The following is a 23712-nucleotide window of genomic DNA, read 5'->3' as shown; positions in this document are numbered from 1 at the left end:
CGCCGGGCGATTCGCATTTCGATTGCAGCCTTCGCATCGGTGCGCTTGTAGCAGCGACAGCAACCTAGACTGACTTTGCTTCGTAGTACCCACGGTCACGCAAACACTTACCCGACAGGAAGAAAACATCATGAATCTGAACGTTCCGAATATGACCACCTACCCCACCGATCCGGCGAGCTACCTGCAACGGCTGACCAACGGTGCCTCGACGGGCTCGACGCAGGACGTGCTCAAGGATCTCATCGGCCTCATCAGCCAGTTGCTCAAGCAGATGCAGAGCGGGCAGAACGGGCAGGCCGGCGGCATGCCGGGCGGTGCGGGCGGCGCCGGCGGCATGCCCGGTGGCGGCGCGGGCGCAATGCCCGGCGGTATGGGGGCAACGCCCGGTGGTGTGGGAGCGGCGCCCGGCGGCATGGGGGGCGCAGGCGCCATGCCGGGCGGCACCGGGGGGATGACGGTGCAAAACGCGGCGGGCGTGCTGGCCTCGTACATGGGGCAGCATGGCATCAACGCGTCGGACCCGAACACGATGTACAAACTCGCGACGAACGCCGACGGCGGCACGCCGCCCACGGTGCAGCAAGCGGCGCAGACCATGCTCGCGAACCCGAGTGCCTACCAGCAGATCGACACGCACGACGTGGCGGGCACCGACGGCAAGTCCGCGGTCGGCAATTTCCAATGGGCGGCTCAAGGCGGACTCGGCGCGGCGGGCAACGCAACGGGTGGCGCGGGTGGCGCGGCGGCGCAGCCGGGGACGACCGGCGGCTTGCCCGGCACGGGCGGTTTTCCGGCGAACACCAATACGCTGCCGACGACGGGTGGCTTGCCGACGACGGGCGCGACGGCAGGCTTCACGCCCGGTACGGGCGACCTCTTGAAGGACGGCAAGCCGCTGCAGATGGCCGATGAAGGCAAGGCGCTGGCCAACTTCAACGCGCAGGATGGCGCCGACTTCCAGGCCATGGAAAGCGCGTTGTCGCACGGCGACGGCAATGCCGCGGCGAAGACGCTCGCCAACGCGGTGAAGTCGGGCAAGCTGAGCCAGTCGGATGCGGCGGCGATCGGCGCACAACTGCAGCAGACGGCGAACGCGCATGGCGGCGGCAAGATCAGCCACGACGCGAGCAAGGCGCTGTCGGATGCGCTGGGCGGCGCGAACGTGCTGACGCCGGGCAAGACGCGCGCCGCGGTCGCCTTCGAGAACATCACCGGCATTCACACGGGTACGATCGCCGGCGTCAGCACGAAGTAACGTCGCCGGCCGTTCCGGCGATCATCCCGATCGGCGACCCGAGCGGCCACCGATCGGGGGCTGCAGGAAGCGACAATCGACGACAATCGGCGGCCGCGCTGCGAAACACCGCAGCGCGGCCGCTTCGTTGTTTACCGGCGCAACCGATGTCAGGATTCAGCCCCCCATCTGCTGACGAAGGGACGCGTTCAGCGGGCTCCATTCGAGCAACGCGACGAAGCCGTCCTGCGCGGCGACCACGACCCAGCGCCGGTACTGATGCACGATCTGCCCGGGCTCGTACGTGTGTGCTTCCTGCCACGCGGTGGCGCGCCGCACGTGGACGGTCGTGCCGAAGAGCGGCGCGATCGATTCGACGTTCCCGCAGGCCCGCACGACGCGCATCACCTCGGCCACGGGCCGCGCGAAATCGATCGTGCGCTCGGCATCGGCAAGGCGCGGCCAGTAGCTGCCCGCGCCTTGCGGACGCCGTTCGTTCCAGAGCCGATCGAAGTCGCGGGCCACGCGCGTGGCCAGCCGACGGGCGGCCATCAGCAGCTTCAGCTGCAGCGTCTCGTGCCATTCGTCGGCATCGAGCGGAAAGCATTCGGAATCGATGATGTCCCCGGTATCGAAATCGGCATCGATTCGGTGGCAACTGATGCCCCACTCGCGCCGCCCCTCGAGGATGGCGCGCATGGCCGGGTACGGGCCGCGCCCGTCGGGCAGCGGTGACGGATGAAAGTTCGCCGCATGGCGCAGATAGGGTTGCCACGCCGGAATCTTCCAGTTGTAGCCGGCCACGATCAGCGCCTCGCATTGCCGTTCGGCGAGCCAGCGCAGATCGTCTTCGTCGATGCGTGACAGTTGCACCGGAATGCGCAGCTTGTCCGCGCACTCGACGAGTTCGCTATTGAAGTCGAGCCGGTTGTCGACCGGAATCGAGTAGAGCGCCACGGGCTCCCAGCCGGCGGCCACGAACGCGTCGAAGACGACGCGCCAGCGATCGAAGCCGGCGAACGCGAATCGCATGATCGGTTCTCCCTTTCGCAGTGAAGGTCATGGCGGCATGGACGGCGATGACGGCCACCCCGCTTCACGGTAAGCGCGCACGGTGGAGGACAGCCCGCGCATTCCGAAGTTTCGTCGAGCGCCGCGAACCGGCAAATCAATCGCCGACTGCGTGCCGCGGCGACGGCGTCGCTATTGCGCCTGACGCCGCGCCGCGCGTCAAGACCTCAGCCCGAGGTTTTTCTTGATGGCGTCCTCCGCCGTCTTGGCGGCGGTTGCCGTGAGGCCGGGCTGCCCGATGATGTTGGCGATCTGTTTGAGCCGCTCGCTTTCGGTCAGCGGGGCGGCGCTCCGGCTGGAAGCCGATGTATCGCGCGGCGCCGGCGCTTCTTGCGGTTTTTCGCGCCGCGCGCGGGCAAGCTGCGAAAGCAGCAGCGCCGCTTCGCCCTTCGGAATGCCGCTGTCCGTCAGTAGCGTGTGCGCGGCGATCAGATCCCGATTGCGGCTCGCGCGCGGATGGTTGGCCACGATCGCGAGCGCTTGCCTGGCGCGTTGCGAGCCTGATGCATCGACTGCCATGTCGGCACCCGCGAGCGCTGCAAGCGAGGCTGGATCGAGGCGCCCGATGCTCTGGGTGACCATCGACAGAATGTGCTTGACCACGATGTCGCGCTCGGCATCCTTGTGTACTTTCGCCTTGTCTTCAGCGTGCATGCCCGAGATCAAGCGCTTGCCGAACGACGTCGTGCCGTTGGCATAGCGGCGTGCATCGTCGTAGAGCGACGCATAGATACCCGCCTGCGCCTGCGGGCTGCGCAAGTCCGCAGGCAGGCCTTCGTCCTCCGGCCGCGCCTCCATCGCGCGCAGATCGTCGATCTTCGCACGGCTCGTTTGCAGCGCCGCGCGCAGGCGCTCGTCCCGCGTCTGGCCCGTGTAGTCGTGCGGGGCCAATACCGTGTCGACGTAGCGTTGAATCGTGGCGGCCTTCGCATTGCGCAGGTTTTGCCGTCCTTCGACAAACGGCTTCTTCAAATCGAGCGCTTCCTTGACCGCGTTGGTCAGGTGCCCGGATGCCGCGAGCGGCGCCAGCGCGCCGTGCGAGCCGCCTATGAGCAGCCCGCTTGCCGTCAGGCCGATGGCGGACGTGACCGACTGGTAGAGCGCGCCGTTACGTTGTTTGCCCTTGTTCTCCGCGATGCTCATGGCGGTCAATACGTCGCGGGCATGCTGCGTGAGCGGATGCGCGTCGTCTCGCGCAATGCGCGAGAGCTTGCCTTTGTCGTATTGCCATTCTCCGTTGCTGTTTTTCGTCAGCAGCAGGTTGTCGACCTGGTTGGGGATCGGCGCGCCCGGCGGGCATTTTTCGGGGTGCTCGAAGCGTTCGACGTCGGCGGCGAGCATCGTCTTGACCTTGTTTTCGTAACGGCTATGAATCGAATGCGCGGCGGCGGCGTTCGAGCCCGAGGCCAGCGCGTTCACGAGGTCGGTGGCGGGCGCCGCGTCGTAGCCGAACTGTCCGTGCGCGGCCGTCGATGCGCCGTTCAGGCCGTCTTTCGCGGGCCGCTTGGCGGCGAAGGCCGTCAACGTCATGCCTTTGCGGTTGACGCCCATCGCGTGCGCGAAATCGGCGAAGCGCCGGCCCTTGCCGCCGGCACCCGGCACGAATGCGCCGATGTCGTCCACCCCGGGCTTCTGCGCCGCGATAGCCGCCGCGGGCCGGGGAGCAGCGGGCGCGGCAGGCGCGGCGGGCGGGCCTTCCGCGCACGGGCGCTTGCCGAGGCTGCCGAGTTCGTCGATGAGCGCGCCGGCACTTGCGCGCCGGGTCGGCGCCGGCGCGGGTTTCGCTCCCGTGGAGGGGCCGGGGTCGCTCGGCGTGCGGGTGAGGGCGGCGGATTCGATCGCATGCGACCGGAACTCGAGCTTGGGTGGGGGCGCCATGATGTTCTCGACCAGGAGACAAGATGGACTGGACTGTGCGGGCCGGCCATGACACTCCCGTGAACCGCGCGAAGCATCGTCCGGATTGGCGAAGCGGGTTCGCGGCGGCATGCCGCCGAGCCGGCTCGCGGGTGTCGCTCATTCGGTTTTCGCGGTGCGGCTTCGCGCGCGCGAACGCTTTCGCATCCGCATTCATTAGATTGGAACGAGGGCCGCCTTCACGCGGTTCGGTGTCGCGCGTTTCATCGAACGCGCGTTTCGTTCACGATCAAGGAGAAAACGAATGAGCTTCATCGGCAATATTGTGAAGAGCGTAGTCGGGGATGTCACCAAGGCTGCCGGGGGTGTCCTCAATGGTGTAGGCAACGCGCTGCACGGCGCGGCGACGTTCGGCAAGGGGCTGCTGAGCGGCAACCCGAAGGAAGCCCTTGCGGGGGCGGGGGCCATTGCGAAGGGCGGGCTCGAGGCGCTCGAGGGCGGCACGGCGCTCGCGGAAAACCTGACGCCGGAGGGCGCCGCTACCGCGCTCGCGTTGGCGGGCGGCAAGGAGGCGGTGCGAACGCTGACCTCAGGCACGGGCGCAGCCTGATGCACGGACGGTGACGAGCATGATGGAGCTTCTTACCGAACTGCCGGCTGATGCGCCGGCCATCGCGCAGGCGATCATCGAGCATATCGAGGCCAACGAGCTGGACGAGGCCGAGGCGCTGCTGGCGCGCATGCACGATGTCTACCCCGAAACGCGCGAGGTGCACGTGTTCGCCGTGACGATCGCGTTGGTGCGCGGGCGTCCGCACGAAGCGTGGCAGATCGTGAACGGATTGCCCGACGATCGCGCGCCCGAACTGAAGGCAATCTGTCTGAAAGTCCTCGATGATCCGTCGTGGCATGGCTATGCGACGGCGCACGAGGACAGTAGCGATCCCTACGTGCGCCTTGCCATGCGGCGCCTGCTCGAAAGAGACTGATGGCCGCTGCCGGGGCCTTCGGCCCCGCTCGGCGAATCCCATCGCGTCGTTTCCCTCGAATCCGTGTCGTCCATGTATTGCCGATGAGCGGCGTTGTCGCGCGGCGGGAAATGCCGGGCAAAAAAAGCCCGCCCGGACATCGGGCGGGATCGTGCGCGCTTCAAACGCCCCGGGGGGCGGACGCGTTCGCGTTCACAGACCTTGCGCGAGGAATTGCTCGGCGTACTTGTTGCGGTTTTCCATTTGCGGATCGGTCGCCTGTTCGTAGTCCTTGTCCCAGACCAGTGCTGCTTGGTCCGCCGTCGTCGTCTGCTTGATGTCCGTAATCGTCTTGCTGTACGTCGTGTCGAGTTCCTGATTCATGAAGCCGATGTTGGCTTCGAGGCTGCCCGGGTCGAGTCCGTGCTCCTTCGCATAGTTGATTTCGCCTTGTTTGCGTGTGCCGCCCCATTGCGCAAGCCCCCAACCGTTGGCGTTGTCGTCCGCGAAGTTGCCGGAGGGCGCGCCTGTCGCTCCGCCTTGATTGACGTTGCCTTTCAGCCCGCTTTCCTGCTGCAGGTTGCCGAGCACGCCGGCGACCTGCGCGTCGGTCAGGCCGTAGCGCGATTTGAGGTCCTGTGCGATGGCGTGCGCGGCGTCGCCACCCGATACATTGGGCAGCGTGTTGCCGCCGCCGTGGCCGCCGCCACCGCTTCCACCGCCGCCTATTCCCGGCGACGCGCCGCCACCGCCCTGGCCGCCACCGCCGCCGCTCACGCCAGCGGGTGCGGCGCCGCCACCGCCGGCATAGGCGGGCGGCGCGGAGTACGAAGGCGTACCGCCGCCGACGCCGCCCACACCACCCGCATCGCCTGAATTCTGGCTGGAGGGATCGAGAATCTGCTTGATTTCTTCGATGAGCAACTCGAGCAGTTGTGCGAGCTGCGATTCGTTCGTGCCGCCGCTGCCGCCGACATCGTCGATACCGTTCAGATAACCGGCGTTATAGCCTTGCACTGCCGTGGTAGACATGATTTTCTCCGCGTGAGAATGACGTTATTCATCAGCTGCCGATGGAGGGCCGATAGCGGCCGCCTGCGAAACCTAATTTATTGCCCGGCGCTTACAGCGCGTTGACGGATGCGAAGCCGTCGCCGGATTGCCGAACCGCCGAACCGGGTGGCGGCCGCGATGCCGATGCAAGCGGCTTGCGGCAGGCGAGCCGCCGCGCCACCGATGCGGCCACCTGCACGAACCTTCGTCGTTTCGCTAGCTCGGCGCGGCCCGTGTGTTCAGGCGGTCGTGCGATGCATCACGCCGAGTTCCACCGCGTTGTCGGCGTCGACCGTTCGCCGCTCGTTCGACCGGTTCGACGGGCTCGACGTGCTCGCGGCAAACGGCAGGCATCCCGCGATGATGAGCAGTGCACCCAACGCGTTCTCCGTGAAGTTCTTATCGCCGGCGGACCAATCGCTTCTCCCCCCCACGGCGTGATTGACCACGGCGGTGGCCGCATAAAGGGAGAGGAACAGGCTGAGACGCGCGATTCCCGCGCCGGCCGCCTTGTCCCCGAGCTGCCTGGCCGTGCTGGTTTCGGAGGTGTCGATCTTGCCCCAGCTCAGGCGCAGCGTCTTCAGTTCATCGAGCGCCTTGCCCGTGAAGCCGTGCGTCGAGATTTCCGAGGCCACGCGTCCCCCGATCGCATCCAGCCCCTCGCCGGCGGCATTCGCTGCCGAATAGCCGAACAGGCCTTTGATCGCTGCGTTGGTCTTCGTGTGGTGAATGAGGCTGTCGACGTAGGACGTGGCCGACCATTGCGAGCTGGCCTGCGCGGTGTTCACGGCGAGCTGGTTTCCGAAATACGGAACGCCGTTGAGCGCCTGACCTCTGACGGGGTGCTCGTAGCCGGCGTCGTGATTGCCTTCGAGCGGGCGGAACACGTTGATCACGTCGCGCGCCAGGTATGCGTACGATTTGATCGCGCTAGGCAGCATGCCGGCGAGCTGCCCAAGATGCCCGTTGCCTTCGTCGTTCTTGCCGGCATGGGCGGCGAGGCCCACCGTCGTGATCAGCGCGATGAGCTGCGCACCGTGGCCCGCGTAGGTTTTCGTGTCCGCGGTGCCGGTGTGATACTTGTGCAACATCGCGACCAGATTGCCCATCGCCGCCGCCGTGAACAGCGAGGCCGTGATGACGCCGCGTGTTTCGGGCCCGGCGCCGGTCTTGTCGAGGACGGCTTCGGTCGCCATCGAGCACAACTCCCGGAACAGCGTGGCGCCGCCGGTTGCGACGAATTCATGACTGAACGCGTTGACGAGGTTGGCCGTCCACCCTTTGAGCGGTTGCGCGGCGCCGTAGGGGTTCCGAGTCAGCATGTCGCCGACGTTCGAGATGAACGACCGGATTTGTCCCGGCCGGGACAGCGCGGCCGACAGGTGGTCGCTGATCGCGGCGGCCGATGCCGGACGTGTGTCTTCGGGTTCCGCGACCGCCGAGATATCCTCGGCCACCGATGTCCCGGCGGCCAGCGTGCGGGTTTCCAGTGCTATCCGGGACGACGAGCTCGGAACGGTCGCTTCGGGCCGGATTTCGGCATCCTGAATGTCGATGTCGTGCGCGACGCGGTGAGGCGCCGCGAAGCTGGCCGGATTCGGGGAGAGCGGGCTTCGGGGCGTCGTGTCGTGTCCCTCGGGTTTATGTTGATCGAAGACGGGGCTGGACGGAGCGGATGAGGAAGCGTTCGATGCGGCGCGGTGGAGCAACGCCGGGTTCGCCCCCTTGTCGAGCGGCAGCGGGCTGCTCGAGCGGGACGTCTCGGGCATTTTGCCGGCAGCGCTCGTCCTTGCCTCGTCCACGAGCGCGGGCGGCTCTTTCGGGAGCGGCACCGGGCTGGCCGAACGGGACGTCGCGGGTTTCGATTCGGCCTCGCTCGTCGTCGCGGCTGTCAGCCCCGTGGCGTCCTTCTCGTGCGGCAGCGGGCTGCCCGAACGCAACGTGGCCGGTTGCTTGCCGGCAGCTTTCGTTTCCACCAGCTCCTGATGTTGAACGGGCGCCGCACTGTCGTGCTCCGATGCAGGCGTGTGTGGCTGCGGTTCGTCGTGTACGGGCAATTCTTCGCTCGACTGCCCGCCCCCCGACAAGTCGAGCACGGGCACCGTCTCGTCTCCCAGGGCTGCACGTTGAGCGCTCAGCTTGCCCGAACCGGGCAGCGACCGTGAGCCGCCACCTTCGCGACCGATCGCGGCGCCTGACGACGATGACGCGCGCGGAGGCAGCGATTTGCGCCTGACCGGCAACGGTGCCGGTAGCGCCGGCGAAGGGGGCTGCGCCGTCCCGGCCGGTTGCGATGTCGTCGAAAGCGGGCCCGCCGGCGCCGGTGCATCGGTGCCGGTGTGCGCCGGAAAGGCCGGCGCATTGCTCAGCGCGCCGAGCAATGCGCCGCCGGAGGGGCGCGGGCCGGTCATCGATGCGCTTCGTTGGCGCGGGGCAGGCGCGGGCTGCGTGTCGTTGCGCGGGAGGTCGAGCGATGATGACCGTACTTGCGTGCTGTTGCTGATCGTCATGACGTTTCCTTTCGGTTGATTTCGATCGTTCGACGTCGCCTCGCGACAAAGGCCTCGATGGACTTGCGCGCTGCCTCATCGCGTCCAGGCGGTCGACGTGCCTTCGCCCGTCGATTCCGTCTTCGCGCTTTGCGAACGTGGGTTCTCGTGTTGGAAAGGTAAAACGACATGACGGTGGCAGCCTGCCGATTCCGAAGTGGCGTGCAAAAACACGCACGTCGATGCCGGCGCCGGTGCGACGACCGCGGATCTCTTTGCGCACTTCGTCGCATATGTCGCATGCGTGCTTCGCAATTTCGCTCGCCGCGTCGCGTCGCTTGCATGGCGCAATGCCGTCGAGCATAAGCTTGCGCTTGCATTCCTCGATATCGCTCCGCGTGAGTGGGATGCGGGGACCGTGCCGCGCCGACATCGAGCGATGTTGCAGGCGACGGAAATCGTCATGTCACTCAAGGAGTTCGCCATGAACAACTTAGGAATTCGGCCGGGGCTCGTCCAGTCCACTGTCGCGAAGTTCGAGAATGGGACGAAGAACGGTGCGGCCGACGGCGCGCAAAAGCAATCGCCCGCGCGCAGCAAAGGCCAACTGGACGGGCTGTCCAGCTTCAAGGGGGCCGACGGCGCGCCGCCGCCTCCGCCTGCGCCGCCGCGCAACTTCGCCAGCCTGCCGGGGCGCGCGGGGAACGTCGGTGCACAGGTGCTGAGTTCGGCGCTTCATGCCGGAAGTCAGTTCATGCCGCCGGGCATCGCGTCCACCGCAATGCATGCGGCGGGTGACATCGTGCGTCCATCGGCCCTCGGCGCAGGGGACCCCGTGACGCAAATGGCTGCGATGCAAAACGACTTCATGAAACAGCAAAACGAGATGACGCGGCTCAACAACGCGAACACGATGGCGGCCGCGGTCAACCAGCAGTCGCAGGAGCTCACGTCGGCACTGGCGTCGGTGGGTAACAAGGGCGCCAGCAACATTTCGAACGCCGCGAAGGGGCAGTAACGGCGACGGCGGGCCGCGGCGTTGTCGCGCGCGGCTCGCGAACGCCGCGGTTCGTCCACGCGTCCTGCCTGCCTCGTTCCTGCTTCGTCCCCGCGCTTCGCGCTTGCCTTGGCGCTCGCCATACGGGACGACTTCCTCATGCAACGTCGCTTTCCCTGTTGATGGCGTTCGCGGGCAGCCGGGTCTCCCGGCTGCTCCTGCTCATCCTACTGCCCGTCATCCGCCAGCTTCATGCGCTCGACGATGCGTTCCACCGAACGCGCGTAGCGATCGCGCTCGGCAGGTGTCTCCGAATGGTACGCACCGATCGCCGCCCAGGTGTTCCCGTACTTGACCATCATCTTGTGCAGGTGCCACGCAGCCACGTAGACGCTCGAGCAGGGGTTCATGAGGTCGTCCGCCGAGACGCCGTAGCGCGACAGCAGCGGAAGGTGAATCGAGTTGATCTGCATCATGCCGTAATCGGTCGAACCGTTCCGGTTGCGATGGCGCGCGTTCGCGTTGCCATGCGATTCCTGCCACGCGATCGCGCGCAGCACGACGGGGCTCACATGTTGATAGGCCGCGGCCGCCGCAAAGCAGTCGAGGGTCTGCGCGCGCACTTCGGCGGGCCGCGCGGACAGAACGGCAAGCGCCAGCACGAGCGCCGGCCTGGGTATGAATAGTCGCATCATGGATCATCCGGTATCCGGTAAGAGCAGCGGTGTGGGAATCGCTTCGCACCGACGTGCGAATGAAAACGCCGTCCGACCCACGCGTGTGCGTTTCGTCGGACGGCGTTGGCGGAAAAAAGCCGCGGGCCGGCCGTGTTACCGATCGGGAGTGCAGGCGCTTTGGCGCCGCACACCGCTGCCCTCAGCGGCCCATCGTCTCCGAGGGCGCTTCCTGGAACACGCGCCGGTAGCCGTTGACCAGCGTCGAACGATGGCGCACGCCCCACTTGTTCGCGACGTCGAGCACGCGCGTGGCCGGTGCGCCGTCGTCGAGCAGATCGTCGCGAATGCGCTCCATCCGCTGGCGCCGGATCAGCTCGCTCGGCGACAGCCCGAGGTGGTTCTTGAACGCGGCCTGCATCGCGCGCTCGGTCACGCCCACATGCGACGCCACTTCGCGCACCGAAAGATCCTTTTGGTCGAGGTTGTCCATCAGGTAGCGATAGGCGCGGCGGTATTTCGCCGGCAGGCGGGCGCTCACGTCGTCGGAGCGCTGTGCCGCGCGCGATGCCTGCATGTGATCGGCCGCGGCGGGCATCGACATGCTGTCCGCGCGCACGTGCTGAATCGAGGCGAGCGCGTAGCGGCCGTAGAACTGCGCGAATTCCTGCGTGCGCATCTGCTGCTGCATGATCTTCGCGCGGCAGTAGAGGTAGTCGAGGTACCAGCGCGCATGCTGGCTGCCTTGCGAATTCGCCGCGCCGGACGCATCGAGCATCGCTTCGGCCAACGGCGTCGCGTGGCCGGCGATCGCGGCCAGCGTGATTTCGAGGCACAGGCTGCGGTGATAATCGTTGAGGCCGGCCTGGCGGCTCCAGCTCACGTATTGCTTGAGCGTTTCGCCCGCGCTCGTCCGGCCGTCGGCCAGCGACACGAGCCGGTTCAGGTGCGAGAGTCGTTCGGCCAACAGCGGCAGCACGGTCCCGGCGGGCTGCGTGCCGGGTACCGGCGCCTCGCCCGGCTCGAACTCCGCGATGGCCGAGCGCCAGTAGATGTGGTCGGCGAGTCGCTCGGCGCCGTGCAGTTCGTGCTGCGCGAAGAGGTCCCGCCGCAACGCCTCCACGAGGTAGCGCCAGCGACGATCGTCATGCGTTGCCGCCAGCGCGGCCAGTTCGCCGAGGCGATGGCACGCCGCCTGGATCAAGCCCAGATGAAACGAAACGAGTGTCGCACCGACGAGGCTGTCGAGACGTTGGCGTGGCGTGGCCGCCTTTTCCTCGCCGACGCGCTTGAAGCAACTGAGCGCGACGTTGAACTGGTTGCGGAACAACGCTTGCCAGCCGGTATTGCGGCACGACGCGATACGCAGATCGTCGCGATGGGCGCGAATGGCTTTTTGCGCGCGGCGATACGTTTCCTCCGCTTCTTCATGGCGGCCGAGCATCAGCTCGAGGTCGGCGCAGACTTGCAGCTGTGCGTAGCCGGGCTGGGCTTGCGCCGTGTCGGTATCGGCGTGGCGTGCGGCGTGGCGGACAGCGTCGAGAAACTGGCCCTGGAGCATTTTCGAGGCGACGTCCGCAGGGGTGTCGTCGAAAGCGAGGGCCGAGGCGGCGGCGAAGTAGATCGTTGAGAACATGTCGTGCTCCTGACTCGATGAGCGATGCGTTAAGCGGCGTGAAACGATTCGTGAAGCCGTGAGCGCATGTTTTCATCGCGGGCCGATTTAAGCGCGTGTTTGTGATGGTTTGTTACCTTCGGTTCGGCATCGGCGGTGGCCGGAGAGGGCGGCGCCGCGGCGGACTTTCACGCACGAGCGGCAGGCCTGCGTCGCGATTGTTTGGTGATTTGTTACGTTTGTTGCCGCGGTGCGGTAGTTGGCGCGGTGCACGGCGATGGCACGCGGGACGTGTTCGGTCTATGGATCCGGCAGGCCGAAGGCGCGCGTTCTGGCTGCGCGCGGTCGACGACGTGAAACTGCGCGGCGTGCAGGACATCCTGATCGCGGTGGTCGACGGCCTGAAGGGCTTCCCGGAAACGACGGTCGAGACCGCTTCCCGGCGGATGAGGCAGCGCTCGAACGGATCTGGATGGCGCTGCGCAACGTCCTGACCAGGTGAACCGGTTCCCGGCACGATTGGAAGCGCGCCATGAATCGGTTCGCGCTTGTTTATCCAGAACGATTAAACATTGGAGTTTGAATCTCAATCCGCGTCACACGCGGAATTCCGGATACCTCGCGCACGGCACCCAATTGGCGACTCGCCCGCGAACGGCGCCATAGCACATCATTGTATCTGGCATATTTCCACGGGCGGCCATTCCGTGATTCGCGTCAAAACGTCCAAAAAATACGTGGCAGCGGCCGCAGCGCCTTGCTGGGCGGGGATTGTGCCGCGAGGACGACGCGTTCGGGCCAGTGCCTGTATCATCCATGCCGGCCGAGAAAGAACGATTTTCCGAGAGTATTTTTTTACTTAAAGGCGCGGTGTGCTTTGCCGTAAACACCCATTGATCTGTAGTGATATCCTTACGCGTCGTTACTGTTTTCTTACACAATTTCTTTCGAATTCCTGACGCCTTTCGGTACTGCTTTTAGGGCGGCTATTGGCATGGTTCAAGCAGATTGAAAAGAACGTGGCAACAAAAAAAATAGAGCTTCCGGCGCATCCGAGGTGCGTGAGCGACAAGAGGTGGAGCCGGGCGAGGGCGAATGTCTGGATAGCGGCGATACCGCCGGCAATTCGGGCGCTGCTGGGCGGCGTCTGGTTCGCCTGCACGGTCGCGCACGCTTCCGATCAGCAAGTCATCGTCGACGGCGGGCAGCGCCTCGGCGGCGTCGTGCGCACGGGCGGCCATGACGTTCCGTTGCTGCGCGCGCTCGAACAGATCATGCCGACGAGTTACAGCATCAATGTGCCGAACGCGGGCGCATGGGCCGACGCGCCCGTGAGCTGGCGCGCCGGCTCGTCGGTCGTGCACGCGCTCGGCGAGGTGCTGTCGGTCGATCCCGCGCTGCAGGCGCGCATCGATACGGATATGCGCTTGCTCTCGGTGACTGCGCACGCGCGGCGCGCAAACGTTGACGCGCCGCAGCCTTTCCCGGCGGCGGCCGGCGCGGCGTCGCGCATGAACGGTGCCGCCACGAATGCGTCTACCACCTTGCCCACGGGCGCGGCGGCGATGGCTCCCGCGGCGGGGCCTGCCATTGGACAGGCGCAGACCGTGGCGCAGGCGCGCGTTTCGACGTCGATGCCCGCAACACCGGTATCGGCTCGCACACACGCGGCAGCATTGGCGGTCCCGCTCGTGCCGGCACCCGCACCCGCACCCGCACCCGCACCCGCACCCGCACCCGCACCCGCACCCGCACCCGCACCCGCACCCGCACCCGCACCCGCACCCGCACCCGCACCCGCACCCGCTCTGGTGATGTCGCCCGCACCGGCAGCCGGGCCGGCCATGCCGGCATCGGCACCGGCACGTGTTTCAGCACCGCCGCGAGCGCAGGTACCCACGCCGGCAAAGCGTGACGCCATTGAGCCCCCGCTGCTCGCCGCTACGCAATGGGCGTCCGGCCCGGGCTCGCCGGCGCCGTCGTCGGCGCCCACCGCCACGCCGGCGTTCGCACCCGCGGCGCCGCCCGAGCGCACGGAGTGGCAGATGCGCCTGTCGGACGGCTCCGTGCGCAACGCGCTCGCGCGCTGGGCGAGCGAAGCCGGCTGGCAATTCATTTGGGACGTGCCGACCGATTTTCAGGTCGACGCGACGGCCACGATACACGGCACGCTCGCCGAAGCGCTGCGTCAGGTGACCAATGCGCTCGCCGGCTCGCAGGTGCCGATCCAGGTGGTCTTGTACCAGCGCAACCGCGTCATGCGCGTCGTTCCCAAAGGAGCAAGTTGATGAGCGTCCTCCGTCGTCCTTTCGTCATCCTTGCCGCATGCCTGTCGCTGCTCGCGGGGTGCACCGGTCTCCTGGACAAGATCGAGCGCAGCTCGCAGGTCGATACCGCGCGTGCGGGGCAATTGCTCGGCAAGCTCTCGAACGGCGACAACCGCGCGGTGCCGGGCAGTGACGACGTCATCGTCAAGGACGAACTCTGGCTTTCGGGCAAGACGATCAAGCTCGCGACGAAATCGACGCTGCCGAAGCTCTTCGACGAGCCGGCGAGCTTCGACGGCACGGTCGATTCGCTGCGCATGTTCGCCGATCGCATTTCGCGCCTCGCGCACCTGCCGGCCAAGGTTGCGCCGGGCACGAGCGAAGCGGCCGCGCGCGCGACGCAGACCGCGGTCGATACGGGTGGCGCCGGCGCCTATCCCGGCGTGCCGCCGCTGCCCCCCGGCCTGCTGCAGGGGCCTGCACCGAGCACGAGCGCCGCGACGGTGGTTGCGCGCGTGCCGAGCGTATCCTCGCCCGTGCGCATCGCGTATTCCGGCGGCACGCTGCGCGGGCTGCTCGACACGGCATCGGCTCGCTTCGGCGTCTACTGGAAGTACGAGGACGGCGCGATCGTCTTCTTCTACACAGCCACGCGCGTCTATCAGGTCGTCGCCATTCCGGGCGACTCGAAGCTGGATACGAACGTCGTGAGCGGGGCGAGCAACAGCGGCGGCGCGTCGAGCAACAGCGCGGGGGCGGGCGGATCGGGCGCCGGCGGCGCGGGCATCGGCGGCGGAGGCGGTGGCGGTGGCGGGACGTCCGGTTCGCCCTCCGTGTCGTCGGACAACACCGCGAATATCACGATGAACGCGCAGCTTTCGGTGTACAACGGCTTGCAGACGGCGATCAAGGCGATGCTCTCCCCGGTAGGCTCGGTCATCACCTCGCCCGCCACGGGCTCGATCTCGGTCACCGATACGCCCGACGTGCTCGAGCGCGTGGGCGAGTTCATGGAGCAGCAAAACCGCGTGCTCGCGCGGCAGGTGCTCGTCAACGTGACGGTGCTCTCGGTCACGCTTTCCGCGCAGGACAGCTACGGCATCAACTGGCACGCGGTCTATCAGGCGCTCGGCACGCAGTTCGGTATCACCACCGCGTTCACGAGCATGATCCAGAACCCGAGCGAGCTCTCGGCCACGGTGATCACACCGTCGAGCCGCGCCTCGAGCACGACGGCCATCATCGATGCGCTTTCGACCCAGGGCACGGTGCACCGCAAGACCTCGGCGTCGATCACGACGCTCAACGATCAGCCCGTTCCGGTGCAGGTGGCCGAGCAGCAAGGCTATCTCGCGCAGATCTCGACGACCAACACCGTCAACGTCGGCAGCCAGACGTCGCTCACGCCGGGCACGATCACGACCGGCTTCAACCTCACGGTGCTGCCGCACATCCTCGACGACGGCACGATCATGATGCAGTTCTACAGCAACATTTCGTCGCTCGTGAACCTTGCGCCGTTCGGCCCGGCGAACCAGCAGATCCAGTTGCCGACCGTCGATACGCGCAACTTCCTGCAGCGCATCGCGGTGAAGTCGGGGCAGACGCTCGTCATCAGCGGCTACGAGGGCATCACCGATCTGGATAACCGGCAAGGCGTCGGCCATCCGTCGAACTACGCGATGGGCGGATTCAACGCGTCCGGCACGCGCGAGGTGATCGTCATCCTGCTGTCGCCCATCGCGATCAACGGCGCTTGACGCGCGCTCGGGCACAGGAACCGTCATGGCGACGCAAGTCATCCAGATCGGCCGCCAGCGTTTCATATGCGGCCTTTTCTGGCAATCGCTCTCGCGCCGGCACGCGCTGCGCGCGGAGGCCGTGGAACTCGCCGCGCGCCTGAATTTCGATGCGATGGTGCTGCGTATCGACCGCACGTTCGCGGGCGCGGGTTTCGCGAGCACGCGCGAGGGCGCGCAACTGGGCTTGCCGTCGCTCGGCGCGCTCGTGTCGAAGACGATCGCGGCCGAAGGCGCGTTCTACGACGGACGCCAGCAGCCGGCGCCCAACTGGCTCGGCGCGTTTCATCTGCCCGACGGGCGCTGGGCCTACTTCGCCGTGCGCGACGGCGCGTTCCTGCCGAACGGCGACTGGATCGGTTCGAGCGACGAAGTGTTCGAGCGGCTGCACGGCGATTACAGCCTCGGCGGCTGGAACGTCGTCATCGGCGATCCGCAGCTGGAAGTGCAGGGGTTCCACAACTTCTACGCGCGGCGCATCGAGGACATGATCCCGCGGCGGGGCGGCAAGCCGCATTTGCCGCGCTGGCTCAATCTGTCGCGTGTCTCGCGGCGCGCACCGCGGCGCGAGGTGCTGCTCGCCGCCGCTGCGATCGTGGTGGCAGCCGCGGTGGCGGCCGGCATCGTCGCGTACCGGCGCCACCGCATGGAACTCGAGCGGCAGCAGGCGTTCGAGCGGATGCGCGCGGAGCTCGCGCTGCATCCGCCCAAGCCCGCGGCCCCCCCCGAAGCGCCGCACCCGTGGGCCAGCGAGCCACGGCCCGGTGCGTTCGTTCGCGCGTGCCTCGATCACTTCACGCACCTCGCGCCGGGCGGCTGGGAACTCGACGACTACGTTTGCCGCGCGTCGAACGTCAGCTACAGCTGGTCGCGGGGTGGATCGAACGTGGCGATGTTGATGGCGGCGGAGCCGCGCGCGACGATCGACGGCAACGGCGAGCATGCGAGCTACGTGGAGCCGCTGGCATTGCCCGTGGGGGGAGACGAAGTGCTCGAGGGCGTGCGCGGCGTGCGCTTGCGCATGCTTTCCGCCTTCCAGTTGCTGGGCATCGGCCTGACGTTCACGCTGCAGCCGGCAAGCGCGCCGCAGCGCAGCCTCGCTTCGCAAACGCTGGACCGCCTGCACCCGGGCGGCGAGCCGCCCCCGGCGCCGCGCTGGCAGACCTGGCGCATGTCGGCGCAACTGGACGACGTGCGGCCCGACAGCCTCATCAGGTACCTCGACGAGCCGGGTGTGCGCGTCGAGACGCTTTCATACAAATCCGGGCAGTGGACGCTCGACGGAGTGCTCTATGAGAAATGACGCTGCATTGACTGTACTGGTGCTCGCCTGCTGCTGGGCGTGGCCGTTGGCCGCGTTCGGCGAGGCCGGCGCCGCAGCTGCCACGGCCGCCGCGCCCGCTGAAGCGGCGCCGCGCATGAACGTCGTTCCGACGCCGGCCGCCGTGCAGGCAGCCAACGAACTGATGCGGCTACAGGAGGAAACGATGATCCTCAAGGCCCAGCTGAAAAAGCTCGACGCGCAGGCGCAGGTGGCGGAGCGGCAGGAAGCGCTGCATCGGATGGGCAGTACCGTCTCGTCGTATTCGGACGTGTCGCTCGTGGCGACACAAGGGCTCGGCAAGAAGCTCGGCGCAACGGTGGCGACGAGCGACGGCGCGGAGTTCGACGTCGGGCCCGGCGATACGCTGCCCAACGGCATGCGCGTGGCGGCCATTCGCCCGGGTGCGATCGTCCTCGCATCGCAAGACGGACGGCGCACGACGCTGACCGTCTCCGCGAGCGCGCGGCAGCAGCCCGCGCGCAACGTGGCGTCGACAGGCTCGCCCGGCGTGCCGCCGGTGCCGACGCTGCCTGCTTTGCCGATGTCTGCGAGGTGACGCGATGAGTTCGTCTCCGACACCGCCGGGCAAGACGCCCAAAAGCGTGACGCCGCTGATTCTCTCGCGCGCCGTGAAACCGATCGAAACCGATCCGCCCGTGACGCAGGTTCAGCCCGCGGCCCCGGCCGCGCCGGCGCTCGCGCCCGTTGCGCGGCCACGCGAGCCGGTGCTGAGCGCCGTGGCCGCTGCCGCCGCCGCTTCGGTGCAGCCCGCGCAAACGGCGTCGCAAAGCCAGCCGCCGGGGCAGGCGCTGCCGCTCGCCGCCGTGGCGCGCCCGCTTTCCGACAGCGGCGAGTTCGCCGCGAGCGACGAGGAGCGCAAGTTTCTCTGCCTGCTCGACGACGGCACGCTGCTCGTGGCCGAAGGGCACGAAATGAATCCGTTCGTGCTGTCGTACTGCGCGAGGCTCGAACGGCTCAATTGCCGCTATACGACGCGGCTCGTGGCGCTCGATGCGATCAGGCGCAGCTATCAGGGCCCGCGCCGCGACGGCAGCGCCGAGCGCATCGATCACACGCAGATGCAGGTCGTCGCGAAGAACCTGATCGCGCGGGCGTGCGATGCGCGTGCGTCGGATATCCATATCCGTGTGAACCGCTTCAGCACGGAGATTCTGTTTCGCATCCACAACGAACTCGTGCGCATGTCGGAGCAGACGCGCGAGTACGGCGAGCGGCTGCTCGCCACGCTTTATGCGGCGATGTCGAGCGTATCGGACAACACCTACAAGCCGAACGAGCGCCAGGACGCGGCCATCGGCGATCGGGACAAGCTGCCGGACCGGCTTTTCGGCGTGCGGATCGCGACGGCGCCCACGAGCGTCGGCAGTGTCATGGTGCTGCGGCTGCTCTACAACGATGCAGGCGAGGCGACGGCCCTGACCGAGCTCGGCTTCACGGTGGCGCAGGCGAACGCGTTCGAGCTGCTCGCGCAGCAGCCGCACGGCATGAACATCATCAGCGGCCCGACCGGCTCGGGCAAATCCACGACGTTGCAGCGCGTGCTGACGAAGCAATTGCGCGAGATGGCCGGCTCGATCCACGTCATCACCGTGGAAGATCCGGTGGAGTACCCGATCGAGGGCGCGGTGCAGACGCCCGTCGTCAACGCGCCGACGGAAGAGGCGCGCTCGCTCGCGTTCGCCGCCGCGATCGCGAATGCGATGCGGCTCGATCCCGATACGATCATGATCGGCGAGGTGCGCGACCGCGCATCGGCGCAAAGCGCGTTGCGCGCCGCGATGACGGGCCATCAGGTCTGGACGACGGTGCACGCGAACGGCGCGCTCGCGATCGTGGACCGTCTCGTCGATCTCGGCTTGCCGATCGCGATGGTGACGGACGAATCGCTCGTCACGGGGCTCATCAGCCAGCGGCTCGTCAAGCTGCTGTGTCCGCACTGCTCGCGCCCGCTGGCCGAGTCGATGGCGCAGCTCGACATGGGGCTCGTCGCGCGCGTGAAGCGGGCCGTCGGCGCGCGGTTCGACGCGGTGCGCGTGGCCGGGCCCGGTTGCCCGCATTGCAAGAACGGCACGGTCGGCCGGACCGTGGTGGCCGAGGTCGTGCGCACCGACGCGACGTTTTGCGAATTGCTGCGCGCCGGGCGCAAGCCCGATGCGAACGCGTACTGGCTCGGCGAGCTCGCGGGGCAGACGGTCGCGCAGCACGCGCTCGAAAAAGTGGCGGCGGGCCTCGTCGATCCGCGCATGGCGGAGCGCGTGGTCGGCCCGTTCATGCCGGGCAGCGGGGGGCGGCCGCAGCCGCTCGGAAGCGGCTATGGCACTTGAGCTCAACCGGCGCTGGGCGCGCCTGCAACTCACGACGCAGGCGCGCCTGCGGCTCTATCGCAAGATCGCGAAAATGCTCGCGAACGGTTTGCCGTTGCTCAAGATTCTCGAGGAGCTCGAGTTGCGTGCGTCGCACGAGGGCCGCAAGCCGAACGAGCCGCTGGCATTGACGCTCGCGGACTGGCGCAGCGTCGTGCAAAACGGCGGCATGCTGGCCGAGGCAATGGCGTGGTGGGTGCCGCATACCGAGCAGATGATCGTCATGGCCGGCGAGCAGTCGGGGCGCCTCGAGGCCGCGCTGCTGAACGTGTGCAACGTCGTGCAGTACAGCCGCCGGATCCGCACGGCCATCGTCGGCGGGTTGACCTACCCGTGCGTGATCGTGGCGATGACGATCGGGTACGTGTACCTCTTCGGCCAGCTCGTGATTCCGCGCTTCGCGTCGATCGTGAACCCGGAGCACTGGCACGGCGTGGCGAAGTCGCTCTACGAGCTGTCCCGGTTCGTGCAGGGCGGCATGATCTACTGCCTCGTGGTGCTCGCGATCCTCGTCGCGGCGCTCTTTTACTCGATGCCGCGCTGGTCCGGCAACGTGCGGATCTGGCTCGACCGCTACCCGCCTTACTCGATCTATCGACTCATCACGGGCTGCGGTTTTCTCGTCGCGTTTTCGTCGCTGCAGGCGGCGGGCTTCACGGTCGAACGCTCGCTCGCGCGGCTCGCCACCGATGCGAAGCCGTGGCTCAGGCGGCGAATCGACGACATGCTCTTCGGCGTGAAATCGGGGCTCAACGTCGGCGAGGCGATGAAGAACGCCGGCTACCGGTTTCCTTCGGAGGAGATCGTCGACGATCTGTGCGTGTATGCCGAATACAAGGGCTTCGCCGAGGCGCTGCACGCGATCGCCAACGAATGGATGACCGACGGCGTGGAGACGATCGAGGCGCAGATGCGCGTGGTCAACGGCGCGGCGATCGTCGTGCTCGCGCTCGTGCTGTCGTGGCTGATCAGCGGCTTCTTCGGAATTCAGCAGGAAATTGCGGCTTTGGCCCGGAGTCTGCATTGAGCCTGCCGTGTAATGACGTGTAAGCGCAGTGCAAACGAACGGGTGTCGAAAGGAGCGGCACGTCTTTCTCGAGTGCCGATTGAGGAAACCAAGGAGAGCAACATGAATGTCAAGACCATCGCATCGATTCGCGCCAAGGTGGGTAGCCGCGGGTCGCGGCGCATGCAGCGTGGCGCCACGCTGCTCGAAGCGATCGCCTATCTCGGGATCGCCGCCATCGTCGTCATCGGCGCCATTGCGCTGCTGCGCGGCGCATTCGGCAGTGCTTCGTCGAATCAGACGGCCGAGCAGGTGACGGCCATCCAGACCGGCGTCAAGAAGCTGTATATGGGGCAGACCAACGGCTACAACGGGCTGGCGACGACCGTCGCCATTGCCGCCGGCATCATCCCGACGACGCTCGTCATCGACACAGCGGCAAATACCGTTACCGATGCGTGGGGTGGCGCGGTAACCGTGACGGGCACCGGCAGCGGTACCTTCACGATCGAATTCGATTCCGTGCCGACGGACGTCTGCATCAACGCAGCATCGGCTGGCGGAACGTGGACGGCCGTCTCGATCGGCGGTGCGGCGCAAATCGTGCCGGTCACGCCCGCCGCCGCTCAGGCGGCTTGTGCCGGCGGTGCGAAGAACATCATCTGGACCTCGGCCTGATCGCGGCCCGAGTACCGGCCTTCGCCCCGATTGACGCCACGAGTCGCCCGCCATGTTCCTGATCTGGATCGTCGCCGCCTTCGCGATGCTGACCGGTGCCTACGCGCTGCTCGGCGCCGAGGCGGCGCCGGCACCGCTCGCGCCGTCGGCGATGGCGCTCGCGGCGAACATGAGCGCCTACCGGCAGGCCGTGGTGGCGTTCGCGCGCGCCAACCCGTCGTTCGCCGGCAGCGTGCCGGCGGCCAGCCTCGCGCCCTCCCTCGGGGCGACCGTTCCCGATCCGATGTGGCGGAACTACGTCCAGCCCAATGCCGGCTATGCGGGCAGCCTGGTCGTGGTCTATGCGGCATCCGCGTCGGCCGCGGCCGCGGTCGACGGCATCGAGCAGATTGCGCAGGGCTCGGCGCTGGCCGGCGTGGCGCTCGGCGCCAACCTCGTGTCTCCGGGCAACCCGGCGGTGCCGCTGCCGGCCGCACTGGCGAACGCGATCCCGAACGGCATGCCGGTATGGATGGCGCAAGCGTATGACTGAGCGCACCCGCACCCGCACCCTTGCCCGCACCGGCATGCGGCGCCGCGGCCCCCGCGCGCGGCCGGCTCGCCGCATGTCCGGCTTCACGATGGTGGAGATGCTGGCCGTGCTTGCGCTCGCCGCATTGATGATGGCGGGCCTCGTCACGCTCACGAACTCGTCGCTCGACGATACGCGCGCGCAGCAGGCCGCGCTTTATCAATCGCAGCTGACGGCGGCCGCCACGCGGCTCATTCGGCAAAACTACACGGCGCTCGCGGCCCAGGCCACGACCACCTCGCCGGTGATCGCGAAAATGACCGGCTCGACGTATCAGCTGTCGACCTACCTTCCGAATGCGTTGGGCGGCACGAACCCCTATGGTCAGGCGCCGTGCCTGCTCGTCTACGCGGCGCCGGGCGGCGCGAACCCGGTGGCGTTGCAGGCGCTGCTCGTCACGGAGGGCGGCCGGACCATTCCCGATCCCGAACTCGGCTACATCGCGGCGAACGCCGGCCCGGGCGGCGGTTCGATCCAGGCGACGAACAATGCGAACGGCGCGGCCACCGGCGCCTTCGGCACCTGGAAAATCGATACGCCGAACCCGGCGAATACATCGTGCACAGGCAAGAAAACGGGCACGGGCCATCTCGCGAGCCTCATTTTCTACGACGGCACGCAGGCGCAGAACGTCGACTATCTGTACCGCGTGGCCGTGCCGGGCAATCCGCAGGCGAACACGATGCAAGTGCCGATCGTGCTCGCGCGGCAGATCGACTATGCCGCCTGCACGCAGCCCGGCGCCATCGCGGCCGACGCGTCGGGCAACGTCCTGAATTGCGACGGCACGCAGAACCTCTGGGTGCCGCAGGCGGCCTATCACTGGCGCGAGCCGGTGGCCGACGAAGCGGCGCTCGCGGGCGTGGCCGCGCATCAGGGCGACGTGCGGCTCACCACCGCGACGAATCGGGCCTATGCGTACCACGGCGCCACATGGCAGGCGCTGGCGGTGGACGAAGCGGGCAATCTCGCGCTCGGCAACGCGCACAACGTCGGCGACCCATGCCCGCCCGCGCCGCAGAATTCGGCCATCGCCCCCGCGTCGGCGAGCACGACGCTCGTCTCCACCGATGCGAACGGACGCGTGCTGTCGTGCCGCGGCGGCAGGTGGCAAACGCAAAGCGAAATCGAGCCGGCGTCGTCGCTCACGGGCTGTCAGCTCGTGATGGCCAACCCGAACGGCGCGGGCGATTACTCGGCCTGCACGGGCCAGCCGGCGACGAACTTCCAGTCGGGCGCCTATTCGTACAACGGCAGCAACGGTACGTACTCGTATACGTTCAGGACGACCGTCAACCTCGCCAAGCCGGGGATCATCGTCGCGTCCACCTGGGCGCACCTGAACGACGGCATGTGCAACGGCCCTACCGGCAACCGGGGGCAGCTCTCGCAGAGCATCGACATCACCGACGGCGGCAACCACAACCTCGGGCATACGGAGAGCCAGACGCCGACGCTTCAGGACGATTCGGGCGGGATCAACAACGCGCTGTCCCAGGCGGGCACGCCCGGCACCTACACGATCGTCGTGACGACGAACTGGGCGACGTACGCCGGTATCACGACGCCGTGGATCAGCAGCTTTTGCGGGGAGTCCGGCCAGACGGTCTGGAACACGCCCGTCGCGGCGGGCTGGACGATCAACTCCTACTACTGAGCGCCCGACCGTGAGCCTATCCATACCGCACACCTTCGCAGCACGGCCACGCACGGCGCGACCGG

At 67.4% G+C, this 23712-nt stretch carries 19 protein-coding genes and 1 pseudogene; 14 read left to right on the top strand and 6 right to left on the bottom strand.

Translation table 11 applies throughout. The features are described 5' to 3' along the window. The first annotated feature begins 130 nt into the window (after positions 1-130). Positions 131-1258 (top strand): hypothetical protein, encoded by a 1128-nt coding sequence (locus JYG37_RS17970; RefSeq protein WP_050011180.1) that lies wholly within the window; start codon positions 131-133, stop codon positions 1256-1258. A 156-nt stretch (positions 1259-1414) separates the two neighbouring features. Here the strand turns inward: JYG37_RS17970 and JYG37_RS17965 are convergent, their stop codons facing one another. Further along, a complete protein-coding gene (locus JYG37_RS17965; RefSeq protein WP_124630489.1) occupies positions 1415-2269 on the bottom strand; it encodes a methionyl-tRNA formyltransferase in 855 nt (284 codons plus the stop codon). A gap of 198 nt (positions 2270-2467) precedes the next feature. Continuing rightward, complete coding sequence (locus JYG37_RS17960) at positions 2468-4186, bottom strand: hypothetical protein (protein ID WP_050011178.1); 1719 nt, start codon at positions 4184-4186, stop codon at positions 2468-2470. Positions 4187-4469: 283 nt separating this feature from the next. On the opposite strand from JYG37_RS17960, the gene JYG37_RS17955 reads away from it, so the two are divergent. Next, a complete protein-coding gene (locus JYG37_RS17955) occupies positions 4470-4775 on the top strand; it encodes a hypothetical protein (protein WP_050011177.1) in 306 nt (101 codons plus the stop codon). Between the two features lie 19 nt (positions 4776-4794). Beyond that, positions 4795-5154: an HrpB1 family type III secretion system apparatus protein gene (locus JYG37_RS17950; RefSeq protein WP_050011176.1), complete on the top strand. Its 360-nt coding sequence runs from the start codon at positions 4795-4797 to the stop codon at positions 5152-5154. Positions 5155-5346: 192 nt separating this feature from the next. Here JYG37_RS17950 and JYG37_RS17945 read toward each other — a convergent pair whose 3' ends face one another. Together JYG37_RS17945 and JYG37_RS17940 are read right to left on the bottom strand one after the other, a co-directional pair. Then, positions 5347-6165 carry a phage tail tip lysozyme gene (locus tag JYG37_RS17945; RefSeq protein ID WP_050011175.1) on the bottom strand — a complete coding sequence of 273 codons (819 nt, stop codon included), beginning with the start codon at positions 6163-6165 and terminating at the stop codon, positions 5347-5349. A gap of 260 nt (positions 6166-6425) precedes the next feature. Continuing rightward, on the bottom strand, positions 6426-8696 hold the full coding sequence (locus JYG37_RS17940; protein ID WP_249746007.1) for a hypothetical protein: 2271 nt from the start codon (positions 8694-8696) through the stop codon (positions 6426-6428). Positions 8697-8892: 196 nt separating this feature from the next. Between JYG37_RS17940 and JYG37_RS17935 the strand changes: the two genes are divergently transcribed. Then, positions 8893-9693, top strand: coding sequence for a hypothetical protein (locus JYG37_RS17935; RefSeq protein ID WP_249746006.1), 801 nt, complete (start codon positions 8893-8895; stop codon positions 9691-9693). A 206-nt stretch (positions 9694-9899) separates the two neighbouring features. Here JYG37_RS17935 and JYG37_RS17930 read toward each other — a convergent pair whose 3' ends face one another. Both JYG37_RS17930 and JYG37_RS17925 read right to left on the bottom strand, forming a co-directional pair. Then, positions 9900-10367: a lytic transglycosylase domain-containing protein gene (locus JYG37_RS17930; protein ID WP_050011174.1), complete on the bottom strand. Its 468-nt coding sequence runs from the start codon at positions 10365-10367 to the stop codon at positions 9900-9902. Between the two features lie 181 nt (positions 10368-10548). Further along, positions 10549-11982, bottom strand: a complete 1434-nt coding sequence (locus tag JYG37_RS17925) for a helix-turn-helix transcriptional regulator (protein WP_050011173.1) — start codon at positions 11980-11982, stop codon at positions 10549-10551. A 243-nt stretch (positions 11983-12225) separates the two neighbouring features. Here JYG37_RS17925 and JYG37_RS17920 point away from each other — a divergent pair. The 10 genes and pseudogenes from JYG37_RS17920 to pilV form a co-directional block, all read left to right on the top strand. Beyond that, a pseudogene (locus JYG37_RS17920) lies at positions 12226-12544 on the top strand (transposase); the annotation flags it as partial. A gap of 406 nt (positions 12545-12950) precedes the next feature. Then, positions 12951-14249, top strand: coding sequence for a toxin co-regulated pilus biosynthesis Q family protein (locus JYG37_RS17915; RefSeq protein ID WP_249746005.1), 1299 nt, complete (start codon positions 12951-12953; stop codon positions 14247-14249). Further along, complete coding sequence (gene pilN, locus JYG37_RS17910; protein ID WP_176015400.1) at positions 14249-15988, top strand: PilN family type IVB pilus formation outer membrane protein; 1740 nt, start codon at positions 14249-14251, stop codon at positions 15986-15988. The genes JYG37_RS17915 and pilN overlap by 1 nt, the downstream gene beginning before the upstream one ends. Positions 15989-16013: 25 nt before the next feature. After that, a complete protein-coding gene (gene pilO2 / locus JYG37_RS17905) occupies positions 16014-17330 on the top strand; it encodes a type 4b pilus protein PilO2 (RefSeq protein ID WP_213345682.1) in 1317 nt (438 codons plus the stop codon). Positions 17331-17376: 46 nt separating this feature from the next. Continuing rightward, positions 17377-17907: a type IV pilus biogenesis protein PilP gene (pilP, locus tag JYG37_RS17900; RefSeq protein WP_244140503.1), complete on the top strand. Its 531-nt coding sequence runs from the start codon at positions 17377-17379 to the stop codon at positions 17905-17907. A 4-nt stretch (positions 17908-17911) separates the two neighbouring features. Further along, entirely contained in the window at positions 17912-19696 is a 1785-nt protein-coding gene (locus JYG37_RS17895; RefSeq protein WP_213345681.1) for a GspE/PulE family protein, read from the top strand. Then, positions 19686-20762 (top strand): type II secretion system F family protein, encoded by a 1077-nt coding sequence (locus tag JYG37_RS17890; RefSeq protein ID WP_176015396.1) that lies wholly within the window; start codon positions 19686-19688, stop codon positions 20760-20762. The genes JYG37_RS17895 and JYG37_RS17890 overlap by 11 nt, the downstream gene beginning before the upstream one ends. Positions 20763-20864: 102 nt before the next feature. Continuing rightward, complete coding sequence (locus JYG37_RS17885) at positions 20865-21419, top strand: type 4 pilus major pilin (protein ID WP_124651090.1); 555 nt, start codon at positions 20865-20867, stop codon at positions 21417-21419. Between the two features lie 52 nt (positions 21420-21471). Next, the gene (gene pilM / locus JYG37_RS17880; RefSeq protein ID WP_050011165.1) at positions 21472-21951 is read left to right on the top strand and encodes a type IV pilus biogenesis protein PilM; all 480 of its coding nucleotides are present in this window, start codon (positions 21472-21474) and stop codon (positions 21949-21951) included. Further along, entirely contained in the window at positions 21944-23647 is a 1704-nt protein-coding gene (gene pilV, locus JYG37_RS17875) for a shufflon system plasmid conjugative transfer pilus tip adhesin PilV (RefSeq protein WP_213345680.1), read from the top strand. Before pilM ends, pilV begins: the two co-directional genes overlap by 8 nt. The last annotated feature ends 65 nt before the right edge of the window (positions 23648-23712 follow it).

Source organism: Burkholderia sp. LAS2 (assembly GCF_018417615.1).
GTDB lineage: Bacteria > Pseudomonadota > Gammaproteobacteria > Burkholderiales > Burkholderiaceae > Burkholderia > Burkholderia sola.
The sequence above is the reverse complement of the archived record's forward strand: the minus strand, read 5'-3'. Positions and strand labels throughout refer to the sequence as shown.

What these genes read in the sequence shown, in the direction of transcription:
- pilO2 (WP_213345682.1), top strand. Translation starts at nt 16,014, where the DNA reads ATGGCGACGCAAGTCATCCAGATCGGCCGCCAGCGTTTCATATGCGGC.
- JYG37_RS17955 (WP_050011177.1), top strand. Translation starts at nt 4,470, where the DNA reads ATGAGCTTCATCGGCAATATTGTGAAGAGCGTAGTCGGGGATGTCACC.
- JYG37_RS17930 (WP_050011174.1), bottom strand. Translation starts at nt 10,367, where the DNA reads ATGATGCGACTATTCATACCCAGGCCGGCGCTCGTGCTGGCGCTTGCC.
- pilV (WP_213345680.1), top strand. Translation starts at nt 21,944, where the DNA reads ATGACTGAGCGCACCCGCACCCGCACCCTTGCCCGCACCGGCATGCGG.
- JYG37_RS17950 (WP_050011176.1), top strand. Translation starts at nt 4,795, where the DNA reads ATGATGGAGCTTCTTACCGAACTGCCGGCTGATGCGCCGGCCATCGCG.
- JYG37_RS17925 (WP_050011173.1), bottom strand. Translation starts at nt 11,982, where the DNA reads ATGTTCTCAACGATCTACTTCGCCGCCGCCTCGGCCCTCGCTTTCGAC.
- JYG37_RS17885 (WP_124651090.1), top strand. Translation starts at nt 20,865, where the DNA reads ATGAATGTCAAGACCATCGCATCGATTCGCGCCAAGGTGGGTAGCCGC.
- JYG37_RS17890 (WP_176015396.1), top strand. Translation starts at nt 19,686, where the DNA reads ATGGCACTTGAGCTCAACCGGCGCTGGGCGCGCCTGCAACTCACGACG.
- JYG37_RS17970 (WP_050011180.1), top strand. Translation starts at nt 131, where the DNA reads ATGAATCTGAACGTTCCGAATATGACCACCTACCCCACCGATCCGGCG.
- JYG37_RS17965 (WP_124630489.1), bottom strand. Translation starts at nt 2,269, where the DNA reads ATGCGATTCGCGTTCGCCGGCTTCGATCGCTGGCGCGTCGTCTTCGAC.
- pilN (WP_176015400.1), top strand. Translation starts at nt 14,249, where the DNA reads ATGAGCGTCCTCCGTCGTCCTTTCGTCATCCTTGCCGCATGCCTGTCG.
- pilM (WP_050011165.1), top strand. Translation starts at nt 21,472, where the DNA reads ATGTTCCTGATCTGGATCGTCGCCGCCTTCGCGATGCTGACCGGTGCC.
- JYG37_RS17960 (WP_050011178.1), bottom strand. Translation starts at nt 4,186, where the DNA reads ATGGCGCCCCCACCCAAGCTCGAGTTCCGGTCGCATGCGATCGAATCC.
- JYG37_RS17895 (WP_213345681.1), top strand. Translation starts at nt 17,912, where the DNA reads ATGAGTTCGTCTCCGACACCGCCGGGCAAGACGCCCAAAAGCGTGACG.
- JYG37_RS17945 (WP_050011175.1), bottom strand. Translation starts at nt 6,165, where the DNA reads ATGTCTACCACGGCAGTGCAAGGCTATAACGCCGGTTATCTGAACGGT.
- JYG37_RS17940 (WP_249746007.1), bottom strand. Translation starts at nt 8,696, where the DNA reads ATGACGATCAGCAACAGCACGCAAGTACGGTCATCATCGCTCGACCTC.